Annotated in this window: 20 protein-coding genes; 7 read left to right on the top strand and 13 right to left on the bottom strand. The window is 63.6% G+C overall.

Annotated features, from left to right (window positions below; all coding sequences use genetic code 11):
• Positions 1 to 25 precede the first annotated feature (25 nt).
• The 5 genes from ccoN to xseA all read right to left on the bottom strand — a co-directional run bounded on the left by ccoN (position 26) and on the right by xseA (position 6,202).
• A complete protein-coding gene (ccoN, locus tag LNV23_RS08940; protein WP_263519270.1) occupies positions 26 to 1,471 on the bottom strand; it encodes a cytochrome-c oxidase, cbb3-type subunit I in 1,446 nt (481 codons plus the stop codon).
• A 21-nt stretch (positions 1,472 to 1,492) separates the two neighbouring features.
• Positions 1,493 to 1,693, bottom strand: a complete 201-nt coding sequence (gene ccoS / locus LNV23_RS08945) for a cbb3-type cytochrome oxidase assembly protein CcoS (RefSeq protein WP_263519269.1) — start codon at positions 1,691 to 1,693, stop codon at positions 1,493 to 1,495.
• Between the two features lie 2 nt (positions 1,694 to 1,695).
• The gene (locus tag LNV23_RS08950) at positions 1,696 to 4,014 is read right to left on the bottom strand and encodes a heavy metal translocating P-type ATPase (protein ID WP_263562679.1); all 2,319 of its coding nucleotides are present in this window, start codon (positions 4,012 to 4,014) and stop codon (positions 1,696 to 1,698) included.
• Between the two features lie 161 nt (positions 4,015 to 4,175).
• A complete protein-coding gene (locus tag LNV23_RS08955) occupies positions 4,176 to 4,757 on the bottom strand; it encodes a superoxide dismutase (RefSeq protein WP_263519267.1) in 582 nt (193 codons plus the stop codon).
• Positions 4,758 to 4,891: 134 nt separating this feature from the next.
• Entirely contained in the window at positions 4,892 to 6,202 is a 1,311-nt protein-coding gene (xseA, locus tag LNV23_RS08960) for an exodeoxyribonuclease VII large subunit (protein WP_263562680.1), read from the bottom strand.
• Positions 6,203 to 6,600: 398 nt separating this feature from the next.
• On the opposite strand from xseA, the gene LNV23_RS08965 reads away from it, so the two are divergent.
• The 7 genes from LNV23_RS08965 (at position 6,601) to LNV23_RS08995 (ending at position 11,392) form a co-directional block, all read left to right on the top strand.
• Positions 6,601 to 7,218, top strand: a complete 618-nt coding sequence (locus LNV23_RS08965; protein WP_263562681.1) for a MotA/TolQ/ExbB proton channel family protein — start codon at positions 6,601 to 6,603, stop codon at positions 7,216 to 7,218.
• A gap of 21 nt (positions 7,219 to 7,239) precedes the next feature.
• Positions 7,240 to 7,656 (top strand): ExbD/TolR family protein, encoded by a 417-nt coding sequence (locus LNV23_RS08970; protein WP_263519264.1) that lies wholly within the window; start codon positions 7,240 to 7,242, stop codon positions 7,654 to 7,656.
• Positions 7,656 to 8,738 (top strand): tetraacyldisaccharide 4'-kinase, encoded by a 1,083-nt coding sequence (lpxK, locus tag LNV23_RS08975; protein ID WP_263562682.1) that lies wholly within the window; start codon positions 7,656 to 7,658, stop codon positions 8,736 to 8,738. Before LNV23_RS08970 ends, lpxK begins: the two co-directional genes overlap by 1 nt.
• Positions 8,739 to 8,750: 12 nt before the next feature.
• Positions 8,751 to 8,957 (top strand): Trm112 family protein, encoded by a 207-nt coding sequence (locus LNV23_RS08980; RefSeq protein ID WP_263562683.1) that lies wholly within the window; start codon positions 8,751 to 8,753, stop codon positions 8,955 to 8,957.
• Entirely contained in the window at positions 8,954 to 9,739 is a 786-nt protein-coding gene (gene kdsB, locus LNV23_RS08985; protein WP_263562684.1) for a 3-deoxy-manno-octulosonate cytidylyltransferase, read from the top strand. Before LNV23_RS08980 ends, kdsB begins: the two co-directional genes overlap by 4 nt.
• 137 nt (positions 9,740 to 9,876) lie before the next feature.
• Positions 9,877 to 10,530 (top strand): adenylate kinase, encoded by a 654-nt coding sequence (adk, locus tag LNV23_RS08990; protein WP_263562685.1) that lies wholly within the window; start codon positions 9,877 to 9,879, stop codon positions 10,528 to 10,530.
• 103 nt (positions 10,531 to 10,633) lie between these two features.
• Positions 10,634 to 11,392 carry a 3-hydroxyacyl-CoA dehydrogenase gene (locus LNV23_RS08995; protein WP_263562686.1) on the top strand — a complete coding sequence of 253 codons (759 nt, stop codon included), beginning with the start codon at positions 10,634 to 10,636 and terminating at the stop codon, positions 11,390 to 11,392.
• A 126-nt stretch (positions 11,393 to 11,518) separates the two neighbouring features.
• On the opposite strand, the gene LNV23_RS09000 is transcribed toward LNV23_RS08995, so the two are convergent.
• The 8 genes from LNV23_RS09000 to tadA all read right to left on the bottom strand — a co-directional run bounded on the left by LNV23_RS09000 (position 11,519) and on the right by tadA (position 20,652).
• The gene (locus tag LNV23_RS09000; RefSeq protein WP_263562687.1) at positions 11,519 to 12,772 is read right to left on the bottom strand and encodes a hypothetical protein; all 1,254 of its coding nucleotides are present in this window, start codon (positions 12,770 to 12,772) and stop codon (positions 11,519 to 11,521) included.
• A 91-nt stretch (positions 12,773 to 12,863) separates the two neighbouring features.
• On the bottom strand, positions 12,864 to 13,295 hold the full coding sequence (locus LNV23_RS09005; protein WP_263562688.1) for an ExbD/TolR family protein: 432 nt from the start codon (positions 13,293 to 13,295) through the stop codon (positions 12,864 to 12,866).
• 17 nt (positions 13,296 to 13,312) lie between these two features.
• Positions 13,313 to 13,741: an ExbD/TolR family protein gene (locus LNV23_RS09010; RefSeq protein WP_263519256.1), complete on the bottom strand. Its 429-nt coding sequence runs from the start codon at positions 13,739 to 13,741 to the stop codon at positions 13,313 to 13,315.
• A gap of 25 nt (positions 13,742 to 13,766) precedes the next feature.
• Positions 13,767 to 14,600, bottom strand: coding sequence for a MotA/TolQ/ExbB proton channel family protein (locus LNV23_RS09015; RefSeq protein WP_263562689.1), 834 nt, complete (start codon positions 14,598 to 14,600; stop codon positions 13,767 to 13,769).
• A 112-nt stretch (positions 14,601 to 14,712) separates the two neighbouring features.
• Positions 14,713 to 15,363, bottom strand: a complete 651-nt coding sequence (locus tag LNV23_RS09020; RefSeq protein WP_263562690.1) for an energy transducer TonB — start codon at positions 15,361 to 15,363, stop codon at positions 14,713 to 14,715.
• A 523-nt stretch (positions 15,364 to 15,886) separates the two neighbouring features.
• On the bottom strand, positions 15,887 to 18,547 hold the full coding sequence (locus tag LNV23_RS09025; RefSeq protein WP_263562691.1) for a TonB-dependent receptor: 2,661 nt from the start codon (positions 18,545 to 18,547) through the stop codon (positions 15,887 to 15,889).
• 504 nt (positions 18,548 to 19,051) lie between these two features.
• On the bottom strand, positions 19,052 to 20,017 hold the full coding sequence (locus LNV23_RS09030) for an LD-carboxypeptidase (protein ID WP_263562692.1): 966 nt from the start codon (positions 20,015 to 20,017) through the stop codon (positions 19,052 to 19,054).
• Positions 20,014 to 20,652, bottom strand: coding sequence for a tRNA adenosine(34) deaminase TadA (gene tadA / locus LNV23_RS09035; RefSeq protein ID WP_263562693.1), 639 nt, complete (start codon positions 20,650 to 20,652; stop codon positions 20,014 to 20,016). Before tadA ends, LNV23_RS09030 begins: the two co-directional genes overlap by 4 nt.
• Positions 20,653 to 20,662: the final 10 nt, after the last annotated feature.

Here is a 20,662-nt window from a genome sequence, read left to right on the forward strand (position 1 = left end):
CTCCTAGGTTCTAGCGTTCAGCGCTTCAGGCGGCCACCAAGGTGGGGATCGGTGCCTTGACGGCACGGCCCACTTGCACCGTCTTCACCACGTTCCAGGCCATCACCAACATGCCGCCCAGGTAGAGCACGCCACCGAGCAAACGGATCACATAGAAGGGATAGGTGGCCTTGACGCTTTCGACAAAGGTGTAGACCAGGCTGCCGTCCGGGTTGACTGCACGCCACATCAGGCCTTGCATCACACCGGCAATCCACATCGCGGCGATGTAGAGCACGATGCCCAAGGTGGCGATCCAGAAGTGCAGCTCGATGGCCTTCTTCGAATACATCTCGGTGCGGCCGAACATGCGCGGGATCAGGTGGTAGAGCGAACCCATGGAGATCAGGCCCACCCAGCCCAAGGCGCCGGAGTGCACATGGCCAATGGTCCAGTCGGTGTAGTGGCTCAGGGCGTTCACTGTCTTGATGGACATCATCGGGCCTTCGAAGGTCGACATGCCGTAGAAGGACAGGGACACGATCAGGAACTTCAGGATCGGGTCGTCACGCAGCTTGTGCCAGGCACCGCTCAGGGTCATGATGCCGTTGATCATGCCGCCCCAGCTGGGAGCCAGCAGCACCAGGGAGAACACCATGCCCACCGATTGCGCCCAGTCCGGCAGCGCGGTGTAGTGCAGATGGTGCGGGCCCGCCCACATATAGGTGAAGATCAGCGCCCAGAAGTGGACGATGGACAGGCGGTAGCTGTAGACCGGGCGGCCGGCTTGCTTGGGGATGTAGTAGTACATCATGCCCAGGAAGCCTGCGGTCAGGAAGAAGCCCACGGCATTGTGGCCGTACCACCATTGCACCATAGCGTCCTGCACGCCGGCATAGGCCGAGTAGCTCTTGAACAGGCTCACAGGAATCGCGGCGCTGTTGACCAGATGCAGCAGGGCGACGGCGATGATGAAGGCGCCGAAGAACCAGTTGGCCACATAGATGTGCTTGACCTTGCGGGTACCGACGGTGCCGAAGAACACCACCGCATACGAAACCCAGACCAGGGTGATCAAGATGTCGATCGGCCACTCGAGTTCGGCATACTCTTTGCCGCTGGTGATACCCAGGGGCAAGGTGATCGCGGCCGAGAGGATGACCAGCTGCCAGCCCCAAAAGGTGAACCAGGCCAGGCCGGGCGCGAACAAACGCGTCTGGCCGGTGCGCTGCACCACGTGGTAAGCGGTGGCGAACAGCGTGCAACCGCCGAACGCAAAGATCACCGCATTGGTGTGCAGCGGTCGCAGGCGACCATAGCTCAGCCATGGAATGCCCAGATTGAGTTCGGGCCAAGTCAGTTGGGCAGCAATGATCACGCCCACCAACATGCCCACAACACCCCACAGGACGGCGGCGAGTGCGAAGGCACGCACCACACCATCCTCATATACGCCTCCGGAAGCAATGTCCGGCGCAGCAGTCTTTGCCATTGTTTTGGCTCCTTGCAGCTTTTAGTTTGACGAGGGCGATTCTTTGCCAGCGCCCGACGACGGAGATTGACCTTCATCAACCCCCGCAACTTCTTCAAGAATACGAACGCCTTCGCGCTCCAGATCATCGAGCTGGCCGTTGTTAATTGCCCACCCGAACACACCGACGATCACCAGCACCAGCAGCACCGACACCGGAATCAAGAGATAGAGAACTTCCATGCTCAGCGTCCGCTCAGATTGCGCGCCAGACGCTGCGCGTTCAAGACCACCCAGACCGAGCTGCCGGCCATGCCAAGGCCCGCGGCCCAGGGCGGCAAATAGCCGGTCAAGGCCAGAGGAATGCAGGCCGCGTTGTAGGCAGCGGCCCAAGCCAGGTTCTGCCGGATCACCCGGCGCGTGCGCAAGGCCAGGCGCCGCAGCAACACCAGATCCATCAAGCGGCCAGACAGCAGCAAGGCATCGGCACTGGCGCGGGCCAGCATGGCGCCCTGCCCCATCACCACACTGGCATCGGCCCGCGCCAGCACGGGCGCATCGTTGATACCGTCCCCCACCATGAGCACGCAATGCCCCGTCTCCTGCAGACCTTGCACTTCATCGAGCTTGCGCTCAGGGCTGGCACCGCCCACGCCCCGCTGCAGGCCGGCCTGGCGCGCCAACGCCTCGGCGCGCTCGGGCGCGTCGCCGGACAACAGGCAGGTGCTCAAGCCCAGGGCATGGAGCTGTTGCACCGCCTCGCAGGCATCGGCACGCAAGACTTCCCCGAACTGCATCAGCAAGACCTGACCCTCGGGCTGACCAAAAGCCAGCTGAGCCTCGGCGCGCAAGCGCTCGGGCAAGGCCGCGAGCGCCTCCGCGGAGGCCACCCAGGCCGGCGCGCCCAGGCGCCAGACCCGACCTTGGGCGTCCAGCGCCTGCAGGCCACGACCGGGTGATTCCTGCACCTGCTGCCAAGTAGGCTCGTCACCCGGCGCTGCATCCGCTGCGGCCGCCTGTGCGGCCCCGCTTTGCACCAAAGCGCGCGAGAAGGGATGCTGCGACTGCCGTGCCAAGCTGCGCGCTGCAGCCAGCAAGACGGCCTCGGCCGTGGGTTCGCTGGCCGCCTGCGCGAGCAGGGCCATGCGGTCCTCTGTCAAGGTGCCGGTCTTGTCCAGCACCACCGTGTCGACCTTGCACAAGGTTTCCAGCAGATCCATATTCACCAGCAGCAGGCCACGCCGGGCCAAAGCCCCGGTGGCCGCCAGCCGCGCAGCCGGCGCAGCCAAGGACAAGGCACAGGGGCAGGTGACGATCAGCACCGAGACAGCCACCCAGACCGCACGGCCTGGATCGATGGCACTCCAAACCATGGCCGCAGCGCCCGCCAACAGCAGCACCGCCCACAGGAAATAGCCCGCGACCCGGTCAGCCAACTCGATGGAGGCAGGGCGCTGGCTTATGGCCTCACGCATCAGACGTTGAATCGCCTCATGCCGCGTGTCCGCGCCCACCCGGCTGATGCGCACCAGCAAGGGTGCCTGCAGATTCAGACTGGCAGCGACCACCTCATCACCCGCGGCCTTCGCCACCGGCAAGGACTCGCCGCTCAGCAAGGCCTCGTTGGCAGCGCTGCTGCCGCTCTCAACCCGACCATCCGCCGGAAACGCCTGGCCGGCGCAAACTCGCACCAGATCACCGACGCGCAGACGCATGGGTGCGACGCGACTGACCGAACCATCGGCCTCGATGCGCTCGACGGCATCCGGCAAGGCCGAGTTGGCCGCCTCCAGGCTCGCAGCCGCCCGGTGCCGCGCCCGCAGCTCCAACCAGCGCCCGGCCAGCAAGAAGCTGACGAACATGGTCAGCGAGTCGAAGTAAACCTCATGGCCAAACACGCCGCCGGGCTCGAACAAGGCTCCGCTGCTGGCCACAAAGGTGACGGCCAAACCCAGCGCCACCGGCACGTCCATACCCAGGCGGCGGGCGCGCAGCTGAAGCCAAGCGCCGCGAAAGAAAGGCCCGGCCGAGAACAGCAGCACCGGCAGGCTGAGCACCCAGCTGGCCCACTGCAGCAGGCGGGCCAGATCGGGGCTCAGATCGCCAGGCTCGGCGAAATAGGCCGGCGCGGCCATCATCATGACCTGCATCATCAAAAACGCCGCCACGAACAGGCGCCAGACCGCCTGACGCTGCTCGCGCTCGCGCAAGGCCCGGGCCGGGGCGGCCACATCGGGGGCGGCGCCATAGCCGCTGCGCTCGATGCTGGCCAGCAAGTCCGCCAAGCGCGTCTGCTCTGGGCGCCAGCGCAGCGTCAGGCGGGCGCTGGCGGCATTGACCGTGGCACCGACAACACCAGGCTGAACTTGCAAGGCGCGCTCGATGATGCCGGCGCAGGCGGCACAGTGCAGGCCTGACAGCTGGAACTGCGATTCAGCCAGAGCCGGCGAGGCCTCGGCTGGCACCGCGGGCAACCAACGCGTGAAAGGCGCCAGCAAGTCAGGGTCATCCAGCGCTTGCACTGCGGCGCTGATCGTGGGGAGGGAGGCGATGGCGGAAGTCATAGGGCGGCGGGATGAACGTAATCTAGGTCACGCCCGCCCCCATCGTCATGACATTTATCAAGCCCATGTCGCTTGCGTGCCGCACAGACGCCACGAAAAAGCCGGCACAAGGCCGGCTTTCAAGGGGTGGCGGTCAAGCCGCCAGACTTCATTTCAAGAGCTCAAGCAAAATTGGCCTGAGCGAAGTCCCAGTTAACCAAGCTGTTCAGGAAGGTCTCGACGAACTTGGGGCGCAGATTGCGGTAGTCGATGTAGTAGGCGTGCTCCCACACGTCGATGGTCAGCAGAGCGGTGTCAGCGGTGGTCAGCGGCGTGCCGGCAGCGCCGGTGTTGACGATGTCCAGCGAACCGTCGGCCTTCTTCACCAGCCAAGTCCAGCCGGAACCGAAGTTGCCCACGGCGCTCTTGGTGAAGGCTTCCTTGAAGGCATCCAGGCTGCCCCACTTGGCGTTGATGGCCTCGGCCAAAGCGCCGGTCGGTGCGCCGCCGCCATTGGGCTTCATGCAGTTCCAGAAGAAGGTGTGGTTCCAGATCTGGGCGGCGTTGTTGTAGATCGGGCCGCTGGACTTCTTGACGATCTCTTCCAAGCTCAGGGCTTCGAACTCGGTGCCCTTTTGCAGATTGTTCAGGTTGACCACATAAGCGTTGTGGTGCTTGCCATGGTGGAACTCCAGCGTCTCGGCGCTGTAGTGAGGGGCCAGGGCGTCCTTGGCATAGGGCAGTGCGGGCAACAGATGTTCCATATCAACTCCTCAGGGCAGTATTGAGAAAAGAAAAAGGCGGGGGTGAAACGACTTTGCGGACGATTGTAGGCAGGCTGGCTGCCTTTGACGGTGCGGCAGCGATAACCCTTCAAACCACGGGTTTCGCCAGACCCTCACGAGCCACTCGCCGCGGCCTTCGGCTTGAGCTCCAGCACCTGCATCTGCGCCTCGCCGTCGGCCAGCACGGCATGAACCTGCTGCCCGGGCTCGAGTTGCTGCACGGAGATCAGCGCCCTGCCCTGGCCATCGTCCAGCCAGGCATAGCCGCGCGCCAGCACCTGCTGCGGATCCAGCACCGAAAGCCGGGACTGCAAGGCGTCCAGCCGTAAAGCTTGGGCACGCAACAGCTGCGGCGCGGCGCGGCGATGGCGCTGGGCCAGGTGATCCAGGCGCTGGGCCTCGGCCGCCTGCACCCGAGGCAAGGCCTGACCCCAACGCTGGGCCAGCAGAGCCAAGCGACGGCGCTGACGCGTCAACACCTCGGTCGGCCGGGCCAGGCGCAGGGCGGCGCGGTCCAGACGCTGGGCCAGCCCGTCCAGGCGCTGCTCCAGGCGACGGCTCAAGGCGTCCGAAATCGCGGCCAGGCGTTCCAGATGCGCGTCGCGCGAGGGCGCGGCCAGCTCGGCCGCTGCGGTCGGCGTCGGCGCCCGCAAATCAGCCGCCAGGTCGGCCAGGGTGACATCGGTCTCGTGGCCGACGCCGCAGATCAGCGGCAAGGCACTCAAGGCCACAGCCTTGACCACCCGTTCATCATTGAAGGCCCACAAGTCTTCCAGCGAACCGCCGCCGCGCACCAACAGCAAAGCGTCCACCTCGTGCCGCTCATTGGCCAGCTCCAGCGCCCGGACGATCTGCGGCGGCGCCTGCTCGCCCTGCACCAAGCAGGGGTAGATCACCACCTCCACATGGGGCGCGCGGCGCGCCAGCGCCGTCAGCACATCATGCAAGGCCGCGCCCGCGCGCGAGGTGACCACGCCCAAGCGGCGCGGAAAGGTCGGCAGCGGCCGCTTGCGATCGGCATCGAAGTAGCCCTGCGCTTCCAGCCGCGCCTTCAGGCGCAGGAACTGTTCGTAGAGGGCGCCCGCGCCGGCCCGGCGCATGCTTTCGACGATGAACTGCAACTCGCCGCGCGGCTCGTACAAGGTGACCTTGCCACGCAACTCGACCAGCATGCCCTCCGACGGAGAAAAGTCCAAGAGGCCAGCGGCGCGGCGAAACATGGCACAGCGCAGCAAGGCACCCGAACCGCCAGAATCCTTGAGGCTGAAATAGCAATGGCCGCTGCCCGCGCGCGTGAAGCCCGAAACTTCACCACCCACAACACAGACGGAAAAGCGTGCCGCGAGGCTGTCGCTGACTGCGGTCAACAGGGCCTGCACGCCCCAGACCACGCGCGGCGGCGGTGTCACCGACCGCTCAAACATGAGCGTCCACCCGCAAGAACTCCACAGCCACAGCCATCATGGGCCGCCCGGCTGTGGCGCAGGTCATGGTGCCGTCACAGACACACAAAGGCTTGTTTTTCAAGTGTTTTTTCTGCTCAAAAAAGAGGCAATTCATCTAAGCCCCTGATTTTTCGGGCCTTGGCGCCCTGAAAAATCAGCTTGCCCACAAAGTTATCCACAGATGAAGTGGATGGTTCCAAGAGACAGACTTCGCTCTCAGGAGGCAGCCCGAGATCAGCCTCGCTGACTCGGGTAGAGACTCACTCGAACGGTACGCGCTTCGGGCCATAATCGCCCGCAATCGCGAGCCACCCAAACGGGCCGGAGCACGCGGCAGGTTTTCCAGCAATCGCAGCATTCAACGACAGGGGTTGTCTTTGTTTTCGATCATACAAGCCGCCGGCTGGCCGATTTGGCCCCTGCTGATCTGTTCCGTTATTGCCCTGGCCTTGGTCATCGAGCGCTTTTCCAGCCTGCGCCGCAGCCGCATCGTGCCGCCCCGGCTGCTGGATGAGGTGCTGGGGATCAGCAGCCAGACCTTGCCCACGCCCGAGATGGTCAACCGCCTGGCCGAGCATTCCCTGCTCGGTGAGTTGCTGGCTTCGGGCCTGCGCGCGGTGACCTTGGAGCCGCAGATGCAGGAAGCCAAGCTGCGCCAGGTCTTCGAGCTCGCAGGCCGACGCGCCATCCACCGCATGGAGCGCTACCTCAACACCTTGGGCACCATCGCCACCGCCGCCCCCTTGCTGGGCCTGCTGGGCACGGTGGTCGGCATGATCGAGATCTTCGGCAGCCAGGCGCCCGGTGGCGGCAACCCAGCACAAATGGCGCACGGCATCTCGATCGCGCTCTACAACACCGCGTTCGGCCTGATGGTGGCGATTCCCTCGCTGATGTTCTACCGCTACTTCCGTGGCCGCGTGGAAGAGTATGTGCTGGAGCTAGAGCAGAGCGGCGAGCGCCTCCTCAGCCAGCTGCAACGCTACACGGCCTGAGTTGGCGCCGGAGTTGCCACGATGAAATTCAGACAGCGCCGCAGCGAAGAGCCGGAGATCAATTTGATCCCCTTCATCGACGTCCTCTTGGTGGTCCTGATCTTTTTGATGCTGTCCACCACCTACTCGAAGTTCACCGAGTTGCAGATTGCCCTGCCGGTGGCCAACGCCGAGCAACTGAAGGAACGGCCGCAGGAAATCATCATTGCCGTCTCGGCCGATGGGCGCTACGTGATCAATGGTCAGGCCGTGGAAGGTCGCACTGTTGACCTGCTGACCGCCGCGCTGACCCAAGCCAGCCAGGGCCGCGCCGAGACCATGGTGATCGTCTCGGCCGACGCCTCGGCCGCTCACCAATCGGTGATCAATGTCATGGATGCGGCACGCCGCGCTGGGCTGTCCCGCCTGACCTTCGCCGCCCAGACCAACGGCCAGTGATGGCCGGGCCGCGCGACCCAGCCGCCCCGGCCTTGGCCCGGCGCCTTGAACGCGAGTGGCTCAGCGGCGGTGCACTGTCCACCTGCCTGCTGCCGCTCTCGGGTATGTACCGCCTGCTCTGGGCCGGGCGCAAGCTGCTGTACCGATTGGGACTGAAGCGCGCGGAAACACTGCCTGTGCCGGTGATCGTGGTCGGCAACTGGATCGTCGGTGGCGCCGGTAAAACCCCGACCACCCTGGCGCTGCTCAATCTGCTCCAAGGCTGGGGCATGGCGGCCGGCGTGATCTCGCGCGGCTACGGCCGCGACAGCGACGAGATCGCCTTGGTGCGACGCGACAGCCCGGCGCGCGCCGTCGGCGATGAACCTCTGCTGATCCATTTGCGCAGCGGCGTACCCGTGGCCGTGGGCCGCGACCGGGTGGCCGCCGCGCGCGCCCTGCTGCAAGCCCACCCGCAGTTGCAAATCCTGATCAGCGACGACGGCCTGCAGCATGGCCGCCTGCCGCGCGCCTTGTCGATCCTGGTGTTCGACAGCCGCGGCATCGGCAACGGCCATGTGCTGCCCGCCGGCCCGCTGCGCCAACCGTTTCAAGCCCGGCTGCCGGCCGACCATCTGGTGCTCTACAACGCCGCCCAAGCCAGCACCACCCTGCCCGGTCATCTCGCGCAGCGCACGCTCAGCGGCGCGGTGTCGCTGCAGGACTGGTGGGATGGCCAAGCGGCGAGTCTGTCCAGCTTGCAAGCCTTGCGCGGCCGCCCTCTGGTCGCGGCCGCCGGCATGGCCCAGCCGGCGCGTTTTTTTGACATGCTGGAGGCCTGCGGCCTCGAGATCACCGAGCGCCACGCCCTACCCGACCATTTCGACTACGCCACCCGCCCCTGGTGCGCGGACGCAGGAGACGTGCTGGTGACGGAGAAAGATGCCGTCAAGCTGCGGCCGGCGCCCGGCAGCACGCCCAGCGGGCCGCGGATCTGGGTGGTGACGCTAGACTTCCGGCCCGAACACGCTTTTGAGCAGGCTTTGCATGAGCGCCTGACAGCCTTGGGCTGCCAGGCCCGCGAGCCTGCTCTCCGAACCTAGATGGGGATGACGATGGATAACCGTTTGCTGGAAATATTGGTCTGCCCCTTGTGCAAAGGCCCTCTGGAGCATCTGCGCAGCCCCGATGGCGGTCGCGAGCTGATCTGCCATGCTGACCGCCTCGCCTTTCCTGTGCGCGATGGCATTCCCGTGATGCTCGAGAACGAAGCCCGGGCCTACGACCCGGAGGCAGAAGGTAGCAAGCCCGCTGCGCCATGAGCTTCACTGTCATCGTGCCGGCACGTCTGGCCTCCACCCGCCTGCCCAACAAGCCTTTGGCCGAGATCGAAGGCCTGCCCATGATCGTGCGCGTGGCGCAGAGGGCGGCAGAGTCCAAGGCCGCGCGTGTGGTCGTGGCCAGCGATGCAGCCACTGTGGTGCAAGCATGCGCCGCGCATGGCATCGAAGCGGTGTTGACCCGCGCAGACCATGTCTCGGGCAGCGACCGCCTGGCCGAAGCCTGCGAGCTGCTGGGCCTGGACGGCCAGGACCTGGTCGTCAATGTGCAAGGCGACGAGCCCCTGATCGAGCCTGCCATGATCGACGCCTGCGCGGAACTGCTGCGCCAGCGCCCGGAATGCGTGATGAGCACGGTCGCCCACGCGCTGGACGACACCCCGGAAGGCCGAGCTGAGTTCGCCAACCCCAATGTCGTCAAGGTCGTGACCGACAAGAACGGCCTGGCGCTTTACTTCTCCCGCGCTCACATTCCCTTCTGGCGCGATGGCCAAGCGCAAAACCCAGGCCAGCCCCAGCCGGGCACGGCCTTGCGCCATGTCGGCCTCTACGGCTACCTGGCCGGATTCCTGCGCAGCTTCCCGCGGCTGCAAGTCAGCCCGCTGGAGCAGATCGAATCGCTGGAACAGCTGCGTGTGCTGTGGCATGGTGAGCGCATCGCAGTGCACGTGAGTGAACAGCGGCCGGGCCCGGGCGTGGACACCCCTGAGGACCTCGAGCGCGTGCGCGCCGTGTTCCGCGCGCGGGCCTCGGGTGGGCACTGAAGGCGTCCCTTGAACCCTGGGGTTACCCTGAGGCAAGAAGCGGGGCCTGCGTCAGTCTGGCGTAGGTCAGCGCATGCTATCCTCGCCCGCTGTTGAAGAGGGCCCTGCGCGCCTTCCCTGCTGCATCAAGGAGACCCATGCGACTGATTCTTCTGGGCGCCCCCGGCGCCGGCAAAGGCACCCAAGCTGCCTTCATCTGCCAAAAATTCGGCATCCCGCAAATTTCCACCGGCGACATGCTGCGTGCTGCCGTCAAGGCCGGCACCGAGATGGGCCTGGCCGCCAAGAAGGTCATGGATGCAGGTGGCCTGGTCAGCGATGACATCATCATCGGCCTGGTCAAGGAACGCATCACCCAGCCGGATTGCGCCAAGGGCTTTTTGTTCGACGGCTTCCCCCGCACCATCCCGCAAGCCGACGCCATGAAGGCGGCTGGCGTGAAGCTGGACTATGTGCTGGAAATCGACGTCCCCGACAGCGCCATCATCGAACGCATGAGCGGCCGCCGCGTCCATGTGGCCTCGGGCCGCACCTACCACGTCAAGTTCAACCCACCCAAGGTGGAAGGTCGCGACGACGGCACCGGCGAAGAGCTGATCCAGCGGGACGACGACAAGGAAGAAACCGTCAAGAAGCGCCTCGAGGTGTATCAGTCCCAGACCCGTCCTCTGGTGGCCTATTACTCGAACTGGGCCGCCAGCGGTGAAGCCGGCGCTCCCCAGTACCGCTGCATCGAAGGCATCGGCTCGGTCGATGACATCACCCAGCGCGCTCTGGCAGCCCTGAGCTGAACATTTTTTCTTCTCGAGCAAAGCCGCTTCAATGCGGCTTTCTTTTGACCAATAATTGACGTTTACGTCAACGTCAACCAACCCTTCTTTCAAAGGATTGAACATGGACATCGCAGGCAAGGTTTTCATCGTCACCGGCGGCGCTTCGGGCCTCGGCGAGGGCACGGCACGCATGCTGACAGCGCACGGCGCCAAGGTCGTGATCGCCGACTTGCAGGTCGAGCGCGGCGAGGCCGTGGCAGCTGAACTGGGCGGCGCTTTCGTTAAGGCAGACGTCAGCCAGGAAGCCGACGGCCAGGCCGTGGTCGCCAAGGCCCTGAGCCTGGGCAAACTCTTCGGCCTGGTCAACTGCGCTGGCATCGCCCCGGCTGCCAAGACCGTGGGCAAGGACGGCGCCCATGCACTGGCCCTGTTCAGCAAGACCATCACGGTCAACCTGATCGGCAGCTTCAACATGATCCGCCTGGCCGCCGAAGCCATGAGCAAGAACGACCCGGAGCCCACCGGTGAGCGCGGCGTGCTGATCTCGACCGCGTCTGTGGCGGCCTATGACGGCCAGATCGGCCAGGCAGCCTACGCCGCCTCCAAGGGCGGCGTGGTCGGCATGACCTTGCCGATCGCCCGCGATCTGGCCCGCAACGGCATCCGCAACATGACCATCGCCCCCGGCATCTTTGGCACGCCCATGCTCTTCGGCATGCCGCAAGAGGTGCAGGACGCCCTGGCTGCCGGCGTGCCCTTCCCTTCGCGCCTGGGCACTCCGGGCGACTACGCCAAGCTGGTGCATCAGATCGTCACCAACGAGATGCTGAACGGCGAAGTGATCCGCCTCGACGGTGCCATCCGCCTGGCACCGAAGTAAGCACAAAGCAGATCCGGCAAAACAAAAGGGCCCTGGCTGTGCGCCGAGGCCCTTTTTCGTTCGGCTGCCATCGCCGACTCAGGCCCGACCGGAGTCAGACCTGAGCCGGCAAATGCAGGCGAATGCTCAGCGCTTGGCGCTGCGAGCGTGGATGCTCCAAAGGCGAGCCAGATCGGCCGCACCGTCGTTGCCCTTGACCGAACGCCACGCGGCTTGCGCCTTAGACGCCTCGCCGGCCATGGAGTGAGCCAGGCCCAGATAGAGCTTGGCGTCTTCCGGACGGGTCAGGTTGTCCTTCTCGATCGCTTGCTCGATGTACTTGACGCCCTTGGCAGCATCGCCACGGAAGGAGTAAGCCAAGCCCAGCGCAACCAGGGCGTTGCCGTCCTTGGCAGCCAGCGCAGCCTTTTCAGCCTCCGGCAGAGCCGCCTTTGCTTCTGCAATGCGCTTCACCATCAGGTCGTTCAGGCGCTTGTGACGCTCGCCTTCCTTGCCTTGGCCCAGAACATTGGCCGCGAAGCCCTTGTCCACGACCTGCTTGCCTTCTTCAGGGAAACCGGCCTGCGCAGCCAGCTGGGCCATTTCCATATAGTCGTTGGCATCCTTGAGGTTGCCGGTGGCCAGCTTGAGGCGGTAAACGTCCAGCGAGAAGCGATCCGAGAAACCCTTCTTGGTCTGGATGCCCGACAGCACCTGGGTCCACAGCTCTTTGCGCGGGTAGTAATTCAGCAGCTTGGAGATGGCCAGTTGCTCGGCGTTGCCGTCCTTTTGACGGATGGCGGCGCTCAGCAACAGGTTCAGCTTGTCCTGCGAGGGCGTACGGCCTGCCTTTTCGTCGGCAGCAATTTCGGCTTCGGTGTCCTTGATGATGGACCCCATATCGCCGGAATTGAACTGTGCCGACGTCAGGACCTGCTTCATGGTGGGGCTGTTGCCGCCTTCCTTGAAGTAGCGCTGGGCCCAGGTCAGGGCGCGAGCATTGTCCTTGTTGCGCAAATAGGTGCCCGAGATGGACTCCATATAGCGCAGCTGTTCGGCGCCCGACAGCTTGCCGCTGGCCTTCAAGGCCTCAAAGGCTTTGACCATGGAATCGGTGTCGCTGGCACCCGAAGCGGCAGCCATGCGCATCGCTTCGATGTTGTAGTTCTCGGTGGCATTGCGGCCGCTGACGGCTTCCGCTTCATGCACCTTGGCCAGCGCGTCCTTGTACTTGCCGGACTTGATCAAGGCGACGGCGTCTTTCAAAGCCTTGCCCACCTGAGGACGCACGCCTTCGGCCTGCGCCTGGGCTTGCGCAAAGCCCAGCTCGCCCTGAGGCGCGCTGCCAAACACAAACGCCATGGTGCCAATAGCGACCGAGGCCAATGTCCTGATCTTCATCGTCTTCTACCCTCTTTGCGAAAAAAAACGCGCCGCCCTTGACGGACGGCGCGCTGTTCATTTGACGTCTCAGCTCACGGCTTGCGCCGTCTCACTTGACGTACTGTTCGTTGCCGACCATGCCCATCTTCTTGACACCCAGTCGCTGCGCAGATGCCATAACGGCAGCCACGGCGCCGTACTCGGCCAGCTTGTTGGGCTTGATGTGCACTTCAGCTTGATCTGCCTCGGCAGCCACTTCAGCCAGTTTGGCTTCCACAGCCTCATGGTTGGGCAGCTCGTTCTCGTCCCAATAGACCTTGCCATCGAAGTCGATCAGCACCACGTGGACCACAGGATCCTTCAGCGGCACCGAGTTGCTCGGGGGTGGCATGTCCAGGTTCACCGAGTGCAGCTGGATCGGGATCGTGATGATCAGCATCACGATCAGCACCAACATCACGTCGATCAGCGGCGTGGTGTTGACGTCCATCATGACTTCGGGCTCGTCACTACCGGAGGAGCTACCTACATTCATTCCCATGCTATTCGCTCCTCGCTTCAACCACCGCGCGCAGGCGGCTCGGTGACGAAGCTGACTTTCATGATGCCGGCGCGCTGGCAGGCATAAACCACACGGCCCACGGATTCGTAGCGCGACTTGTCGTCACCACGAACATGCACCTCAGGCTGCGGATTCAGTACAGCCACCTTGCCCAGTCGCTGCACCAGGGCATCGACATCAGGCACCAGCTGCGTGTTCCAGTAGATCTCGCCGCTCTTGGTGACCGAGATATCAATGTTCTCAGGCTTGGTCACGCGGACGACGTTGGTTTCCTTAGGAAGCTCAACCTTGACCGTGCTGACCACCGCCGGGATGGTGATGAGGAAGATGATCAACAGCACCAACATCACGTCCACGAGGGGCGTGGTGTTGATGGTTGAGACCACTTCATCATCGCCGGAAGAAGATCCGACGTTCATTCCCATGATGGGTTCTCCGGGTCAGCGCTGATTAGCGCTTGGCAACTTGACGGTTGCCCATCAGGACGCCGTGCAGGTCACCAGCGAAGGCACGCACTTGGCCCATGACGGTCTTGTTGCGGTTCACCAGCCAGTTGTAACCCAGCACAGCAGGAACAGCGACACCCAGACCGATGGCGGTCATGATCAGCGCTTCACCCACAGGGCCGGCCACCTTGTCGATGGATGCTTGGCCGGCCACGCCGATGGCTGTCAGCGCTTGCAGAATACCCCACACGGTTCCGAACAGGCCGATGAACGGCGAGGTCGAACCAACGGTAGCCAGGAAGCCCAGACCGGTTTGCACGCGGCCTTGCACTTCTGCCACCGAGCGCTCGATGTTGGTCGACACCCAGGTGTTGTGGTCGATGTTCTCGGTCAGGGCGCCTTCATGGTGCTCCGAAGCCTCGACGGCGTTGGCCGCGATGTAGCGGAATGCGCTGGAGTCCTTCAGACCCTTGATGCCTTCGGCCAAGCTGGCCTTCTTGAAGAAGGTGGCGCGCACGTCCTTGGCTTCGTTGGACAACTTCTGGGTGTCCCACAGCTTGGTGATCAGGATGTACCAGCTGCCCATGGACATGATCAGCAGCAGGGCCAGAACGCCCTTGGACACCATGTCGCCGTGAGCGATCATGGCCTGCAGGCCGTACGGGTTGTCAATCGGCTTGGCGGCGGCTTGCGCCACGGGAGCGGCGTCGGCAGCAGGAGCAACTGCCTCGGTGGGTGCAGCAGCGGAAGCAGCAGCTTCTTGAGCTTGCACAGGCGAAACAGCCATTGCCGCAGCAAAAGCGATGGCGGCGAACAGGCCGGAAATACGAGAAATCATGGAGTCAACTCCTGCGAATGAAATCGAAATCGAAATCGGTTTGAGAGGAATGGGGCCGGGCGATGCCCTGCCCCAGTGTTGGGGTCTTGCAGAACTTTAGCCTGACGCTGGCTTATTCGATGCGGAACTGGAATTCCTGCTCGAACACGTGATCACCCGGGCATTCGTAGGTGTCGCGCAGCGTTTCCTCAATGGCCGCAATGATGGCGCGCTGCGCCTTGCGATCCACACCAGGCCGCAAGCTCTGCACCTCGATGCTGGCCACACGACCGGACTTCACTGTCGCGGTCACCTTATACAAGGCTTCACCACTCCAGTTCACCGAAGGCACTTCCGGCTTGCCCATCTTGGTGCAGACCATGCCGGCGGTCTTGGGACCCGTGCGAACCGGTGCCGGCGCGGGTGCTGCAGCCGGAGCTGGCGCAGGAGCCGGGCGAACGGGAGCAGCAGCGGGCGGAGCGACCTGAGTCGACTGGATAGCCGGCGCGGGAGGCGTGGGTGCCGTGACCTGGAATTCCGGGGGCGGAATGAAGGGCGGCGGCGGAGCCTTCAGATCCGGCGGAGGCGGCACGATCTTTTCCGGCTCCGGCGGCGGCTTGACCTTCTCTTCAATCACCTTGGTCTCGATGGGACCCTTGACCGCCTCAATGGCTTTCCGGGCCAGTCCACTTGCCAACGCCCACGCGATCAACACGTGGATCATCACCACGATGCCGATACCCGTAAAGCGTGACGAGCCTTGCTTATCCTGCGCAAAGTTCATGCGCGCTCCTTCTTAAGACTGCGAAATTCTTTCATCAAGACACGTGGGGGTTCAGCCCCTGCGCAGCGCCCGTCTCGAACCTTTGAGTGACGCATGGTACCGAACAGATGCGCTTCATCAAACATTGATAAAACACAGCCAATATCGGCATCAACGACAACTCCTACAACAAAAATGCCCGTCAGCTTTCGACCACGGGCTTCGGCCTGACTTTCACCCACTCGGCGAACCGAATTAGGGCAAATGCTCAAACGCCTGCGATCATAAACGAGTTCCAAAGACCGCCTGACATGGGGCTTACCCGAAGAACTGGGCTGGCAGCAAGTGCTGCAAAGCACCCTGGGGCAAGACCAACACAAGAGCATCCAAGCTCTACTGGTATTTTAGTGGTATCCAGGAGCCAAACGGTGTGGCAATGGCTAGGGTTTTCGAGGATCAAGGTGCTGCCAACTCGGGCCCGCCGGCAAAAAAAACGCGGCCACTGGGGCCGCGTTTTTGTCCTCTTGCGAGGCGTTCGTAACGATCAGTACGACAGGCTGGCGCGAACCAGCAGCGTGCGGCCGTAAGCGTCGGTCAGACGGGGGTCATAACCCTGCTGGAACACGGTGCCTTGGTTCGAGAACGGCGGCTTGGTGTCGAACAGGTTCTTCACGCCGACAGTGAACTTGGTGTGCTTGATGCCGCTCCAGGTCACCGACAGATCGGCCAGGGTGTAAGCCTTGACGTTGTTGAGGTACTTGTCCTCCACCGCGTTCTGGTCCACATAGCCCGACTTGTGACTCAGACCGAAGTTGGTGCTGAAGTCACCCAGACGCCAGTTCACGGTCACGGCATGTTGCCAACGCAGCACCGGGCTCGAGTCGGTGTACTTGCCGACGTTCTGGATGAACGGATCACCCTTGTCGCGCTGGTACTCATAACTACGAACATAGGTGGCTTCCCAACCCAGCTGGAAGCGGCCCATGGCATTGTTGAAGGCATAACCCGCAGCGAAGTCGAAACCATCGGTATTGACGTCACCCAGGTTGTCATTCAGAGCAACCACATAGCCCAGGGCATTGGAGTTCTTCCACTCGGGCGTATTGCAACGATCCAAAGTGGCTTGCATCTCCGAGCTCAAGTCCTTGCAACGCTTGTAGCGCGATGCATATTTGGCCGGGTCACCGAAGATCGCCTGCTCGGACACAGCCGAGATGGAGTTCGTGATCTTGATGTTCCAGTAGTCGATCGAAGCCGTCAGGCCCTTGACCGGCTCGAAGGCCAAGCCCAGCGAGAAGGTCTTGGACTTTTCAGGCTTCAGCTCGGTGTTGCCACCGGACTGGATCTGACCTTGCTGGCCGCAGTCACGCGACTCAACGCCACCGGGCTGCACAACACCGCCCTTGCACAGGACCGGATCGTCGTACGGGTCACCTGTGAAGCTGACGGCTTGCGGGCCATAGACCTCATCCAGGGACGGCGCACGGAAGCCAGTGTTGTAGGAAGCGCGCACATTGACGTTCTTCACCGGAGTCCAGCGAATCGCGGCCTTGGGGTTGAAGGTCGAACCAAAGTCAGAGTACTTGTCGAAGCGACCGGCGAAGGTCAGTTCCACATCCTTGCTGACCGGGAACAGCCACTCGGTGCTCAGGGCAGAGATCTTGCGATCGCCGCTCACGTGGTAAGGCGCCACACCCAGGGAGGGCACGTTGTCGACGATGCTGTCAACAGTGTCATTGCGGTACTTGTCCTTGCGGAACTCGGCACCCACCGACACACCAACCGGGCCACCGGCCATGTCCCACAGCTGAGTCGAGGCATTGAAGTCCAAGCCCTGGCTGCTGCCCTTGGCATTGGAGTAGACACCCTTCATCTTGGCGGCTTCGATGATGGCCAGACCGGCTGCATCAGCTTCACCGAAAGGATTCAGCTTGCCATCAGTCACGCCCTTCTGGATCAGCGACTTGTTGACATAGCCGTTTTGAATGTCCTGAGCACCCTTGCTCTCGGCATTGAAGAAGCCGGCACGGTAGTCCCAGTTGGCATAGGTGCCATCCAGGGAGATCACAGTGCGATTGGCCTTGGTCGAAGCCTGGTTGGTGCGCGCACCGCCAGGGATCATGCGCCAGCCCACCGTGATGGGCTTGGTCACGTCAATACCCGGATAGGTCTTCGGGAAGAAGGGGCTGCTGGCAGGCATGCTCAGGCCAGTCACCGGATCCGGCGCAACGCGAGCGATATTGCTGTTGTCCGTCGCCATGTGCTCCAGCGACAGGTAATTGCCGCCAACCTTGGCCGATGCCTTCAGCAGGCCGGTCTTGGTTTCGGTGTCGGGGATGATGTCGATGAAGGCCGTGTAGTCAAAACGGCAGGTCTTCGCAGAGACGTCCGGCAAGTTCAGCGAGAACGGCGGAGCGCAGTTCGGGCGCGACGGGTTGCCGCTCAGGCTGCCTTGCGAGAAGTTGGCCGGGAAGGACGTACCCGAGGTCTTCAGCAAGCCCTTGTCCGGGATCACACCCGTGCGGGCGAAATCGCGGTCCACGGCGCGAACGTTCTCATTGGTCTGCTTGTCGATCGAGGCCCAGACGTTGAAGCCATCGGCTTCCAGATTGCCGAAGCCACCGCTGACGGCGACGCCCTTCTTGACACCGCCCTCTTCCTTGGGCTTGGAGTAGTTCACCGAAGCGTCCACGCCACGGTAGTCGCGCTTGGTGATGAAGTTGATCACGCCGCCGATGGCGTCGGTACCGTAGATCGCCGAAGCGCCGTCACGCAGCACTTCGACACGGTCGATCGCGGCGAAAGGGATGGAGTTCAGGTCAACAGAGGCCGAGCTGAAGGCGAAGGCAGCCACGCGGCGACCATTCAACAGCACCAGCGTCTTGTTGGAGCCGAGGCCGCGCAGATTGGCGTAGGCGGCGCCGCCTGTGCCCGAACCGATGGTCTGCGAGCTGCCGGTCATGGACTGGCTGGCGGCGATCTTGGCCAATGCGCCTTCGGCGGAATTGACGCCGGTGGCGCGCAGGTCGGCGGCCGAAATCACGGAAATGGGCAAGGCGCTGTCGGTATCGACCATGCGCTTGATGGACGAACCGGTAACCTCGATGCGCTCCAGCGTTTGCTGAGCGTGGGCGGGCACGGCAGACAGCACCAGACCGCCGAGGGCGGTCCAGACAGCGGTGCTGATCTGGGATTTCTTGAACATGAGCTACTCCTGGGGGAAATTGCAAGGTCGATAGACACAGAGCATGGTCAGCACATGCAGGGCGATTGATGAAAGCCTCGATGCGCTGAACGCACGCTTGGCTACATTCTTCGAGCCTGGAAGCTTCCCGACAGCCTAGGGAAACTACGCGCGGCGTATTTTCGAAAGGTAGTTTTTCACACCCAAGCCCCGCCGCTAGGTGCTTGATTCCTCACGGAAATTGCAGCCCAGAAGGCCATGCAGAGCTAGCGCCACAAGGGCAACCCTGCCAAAAGTAAAGATGCGCGCTGTCGCCCAGGCGCAACGGGAAATGCACGCTCAGCGCCCTCATGTCGCCCGGGCGACACGCGCCCGACGGCAGGCAAAGCCACCCTGAAACGTCATTCCTCGACGGGTGGCGGGCTCGAATGGGCGACAGAGCAAGCCAGCAGTTAGGCTGACTCGAAAGCTCCGGGGCAAGCCCTCACGGGCTCGCCGACATGGCCAAGCGGTGGCCAGTGAGATTCAGTGGGCGTGCTCGGAATGAGGCTCGGAGTGATCATGGCGATGCTGCGGATCACCCTGCCAGCCCATCATGACATCGCGCCCCTCCACCACCAGCTCGACCTTGGCTCCAACGGGCAGGCAAATCTTGGTGTCGACGTGACCGAAGGGGAGCCCGGTCAGGATAGGCGTTTTGGTGCGCGCGCGCACCGCTTCGATCGCATGCTTGAGCGTGTAACCGCGGTCCAGCGGCGACTTCTTCCAAGCGCTGAACTCGCCCAGCAGCACCGCCTTCTGTGCGTCCAGCACGCCGGCCTGCTGCAGTTGCAAAAGCATGCGCTCCACCCGGTAAGGATGCTCGCCCACGTCCTCAAGGAACAGCACTCCGCCCTTGATGCGCGGGAAATGCGGTGTACCCAGCATGGAGGTCAGCACGCACAGATTGCCGCCCCAAAGCTGACCCTTCAGGCCCAGGCCCTCAAAGCCTTTTTCGGTGCGAAAGCCCACGGCCTCCAGCAGTCCGTCCATGGCCTCGACGAAGCAGTCCTGGGTGACGTCATCGACGCCGCCTTCGTCCTTGCTGCGGCCGAAATCGCCGCAGGCCAAAGGGCCAGCCCAACTCTGTGCCTTGGCGTGGGCCAGCAAGCCCAGTTGCAAAGCGGTGATGTCGCTGTAGCCCACCCAGCGCGTGCCCTGCTCGACGCTGCGTGCGAGCAATTTCCAGTCGATCTGGTCCAGCAAGCGGGTCAGTCCGTAGCCGCCACGGGTGGCCAGGGCCACGCTGGGCGCGACGGTGGCCACGCGGTGCAGAGCCGCCAGGCGAGTCGCGTCGTCACCGCCAAAGCGTTGGTGCCGAGCCAAGGCGTCCTCATCCACCGTGACGGCAAACCCCAGCTTCTCCAGGCGCTTGGCAGCTCGTTTGAGCGGCGCCGCATGGGCCAGCACGCCGGCCGGGGTGTAGAGGGTCAAGCTGTTGGAGGCGCTCATGGCAAGGTTTCCGATGGAGGTTCAGGGGAGAAATCGAGATGCGTCACATCACCGGTCGGGATGGCGTCGGGCTGCTCCGCACCGGGCGCTTCGGCGCGCGCAGCCGCGCGGCGCTGCCGGGCAGCATCGCGCCGCTGTGCAAAAAATTCGCGCAGCAGCTGGGCCGAGGGCTCGGCCAGCACGCCGCCTTGGATGCAGGTGTGGTGGTTGAGCTGCGGCTGCTCAAACAGGTTGAGCACCGAACCGGCCACGCCAGTCTTGGGGTCGCGGGCGGCAAACACCACCCGCTTGAGGCGCGCATGCATCATGGCCATCGCGCACATGGCACAGGGCTCCAGAGTCACGAACAGCTCACATTCCGGCAGGCGGTAATTGCCCAGCAGCGTGGCACCATGGCGCAGGGCTACGATCTCGGCATGGGCCGTGGGATCGTGCGTGGTGATGGGGCGGTTGTAGCCGGTGGCGATCACCTGGCCGGCACGCATCAGCACGGCGCCGACCGGCACCTCCCCTGCAAGCCAGGCGTTATGGGCTTGGTCCAGCGCGATGCGCATGGCGAATTCATCGGCGGCCGAAAAGGCGGCCGAAATGGCGGCGACGGCGGGCTCGGGGGTGAGGATGCGGGTTTCAGACATGGTCGGCCCG

Source organism: Kinneretia sp. DJ1R-11 (assembly GCF_025717595.1).
GTDB lineage: Bacteria > Pseudomonadota > Gammaproteobacteria > Burkholderiales > Burkholderiaceae_C > Paucibacter_A.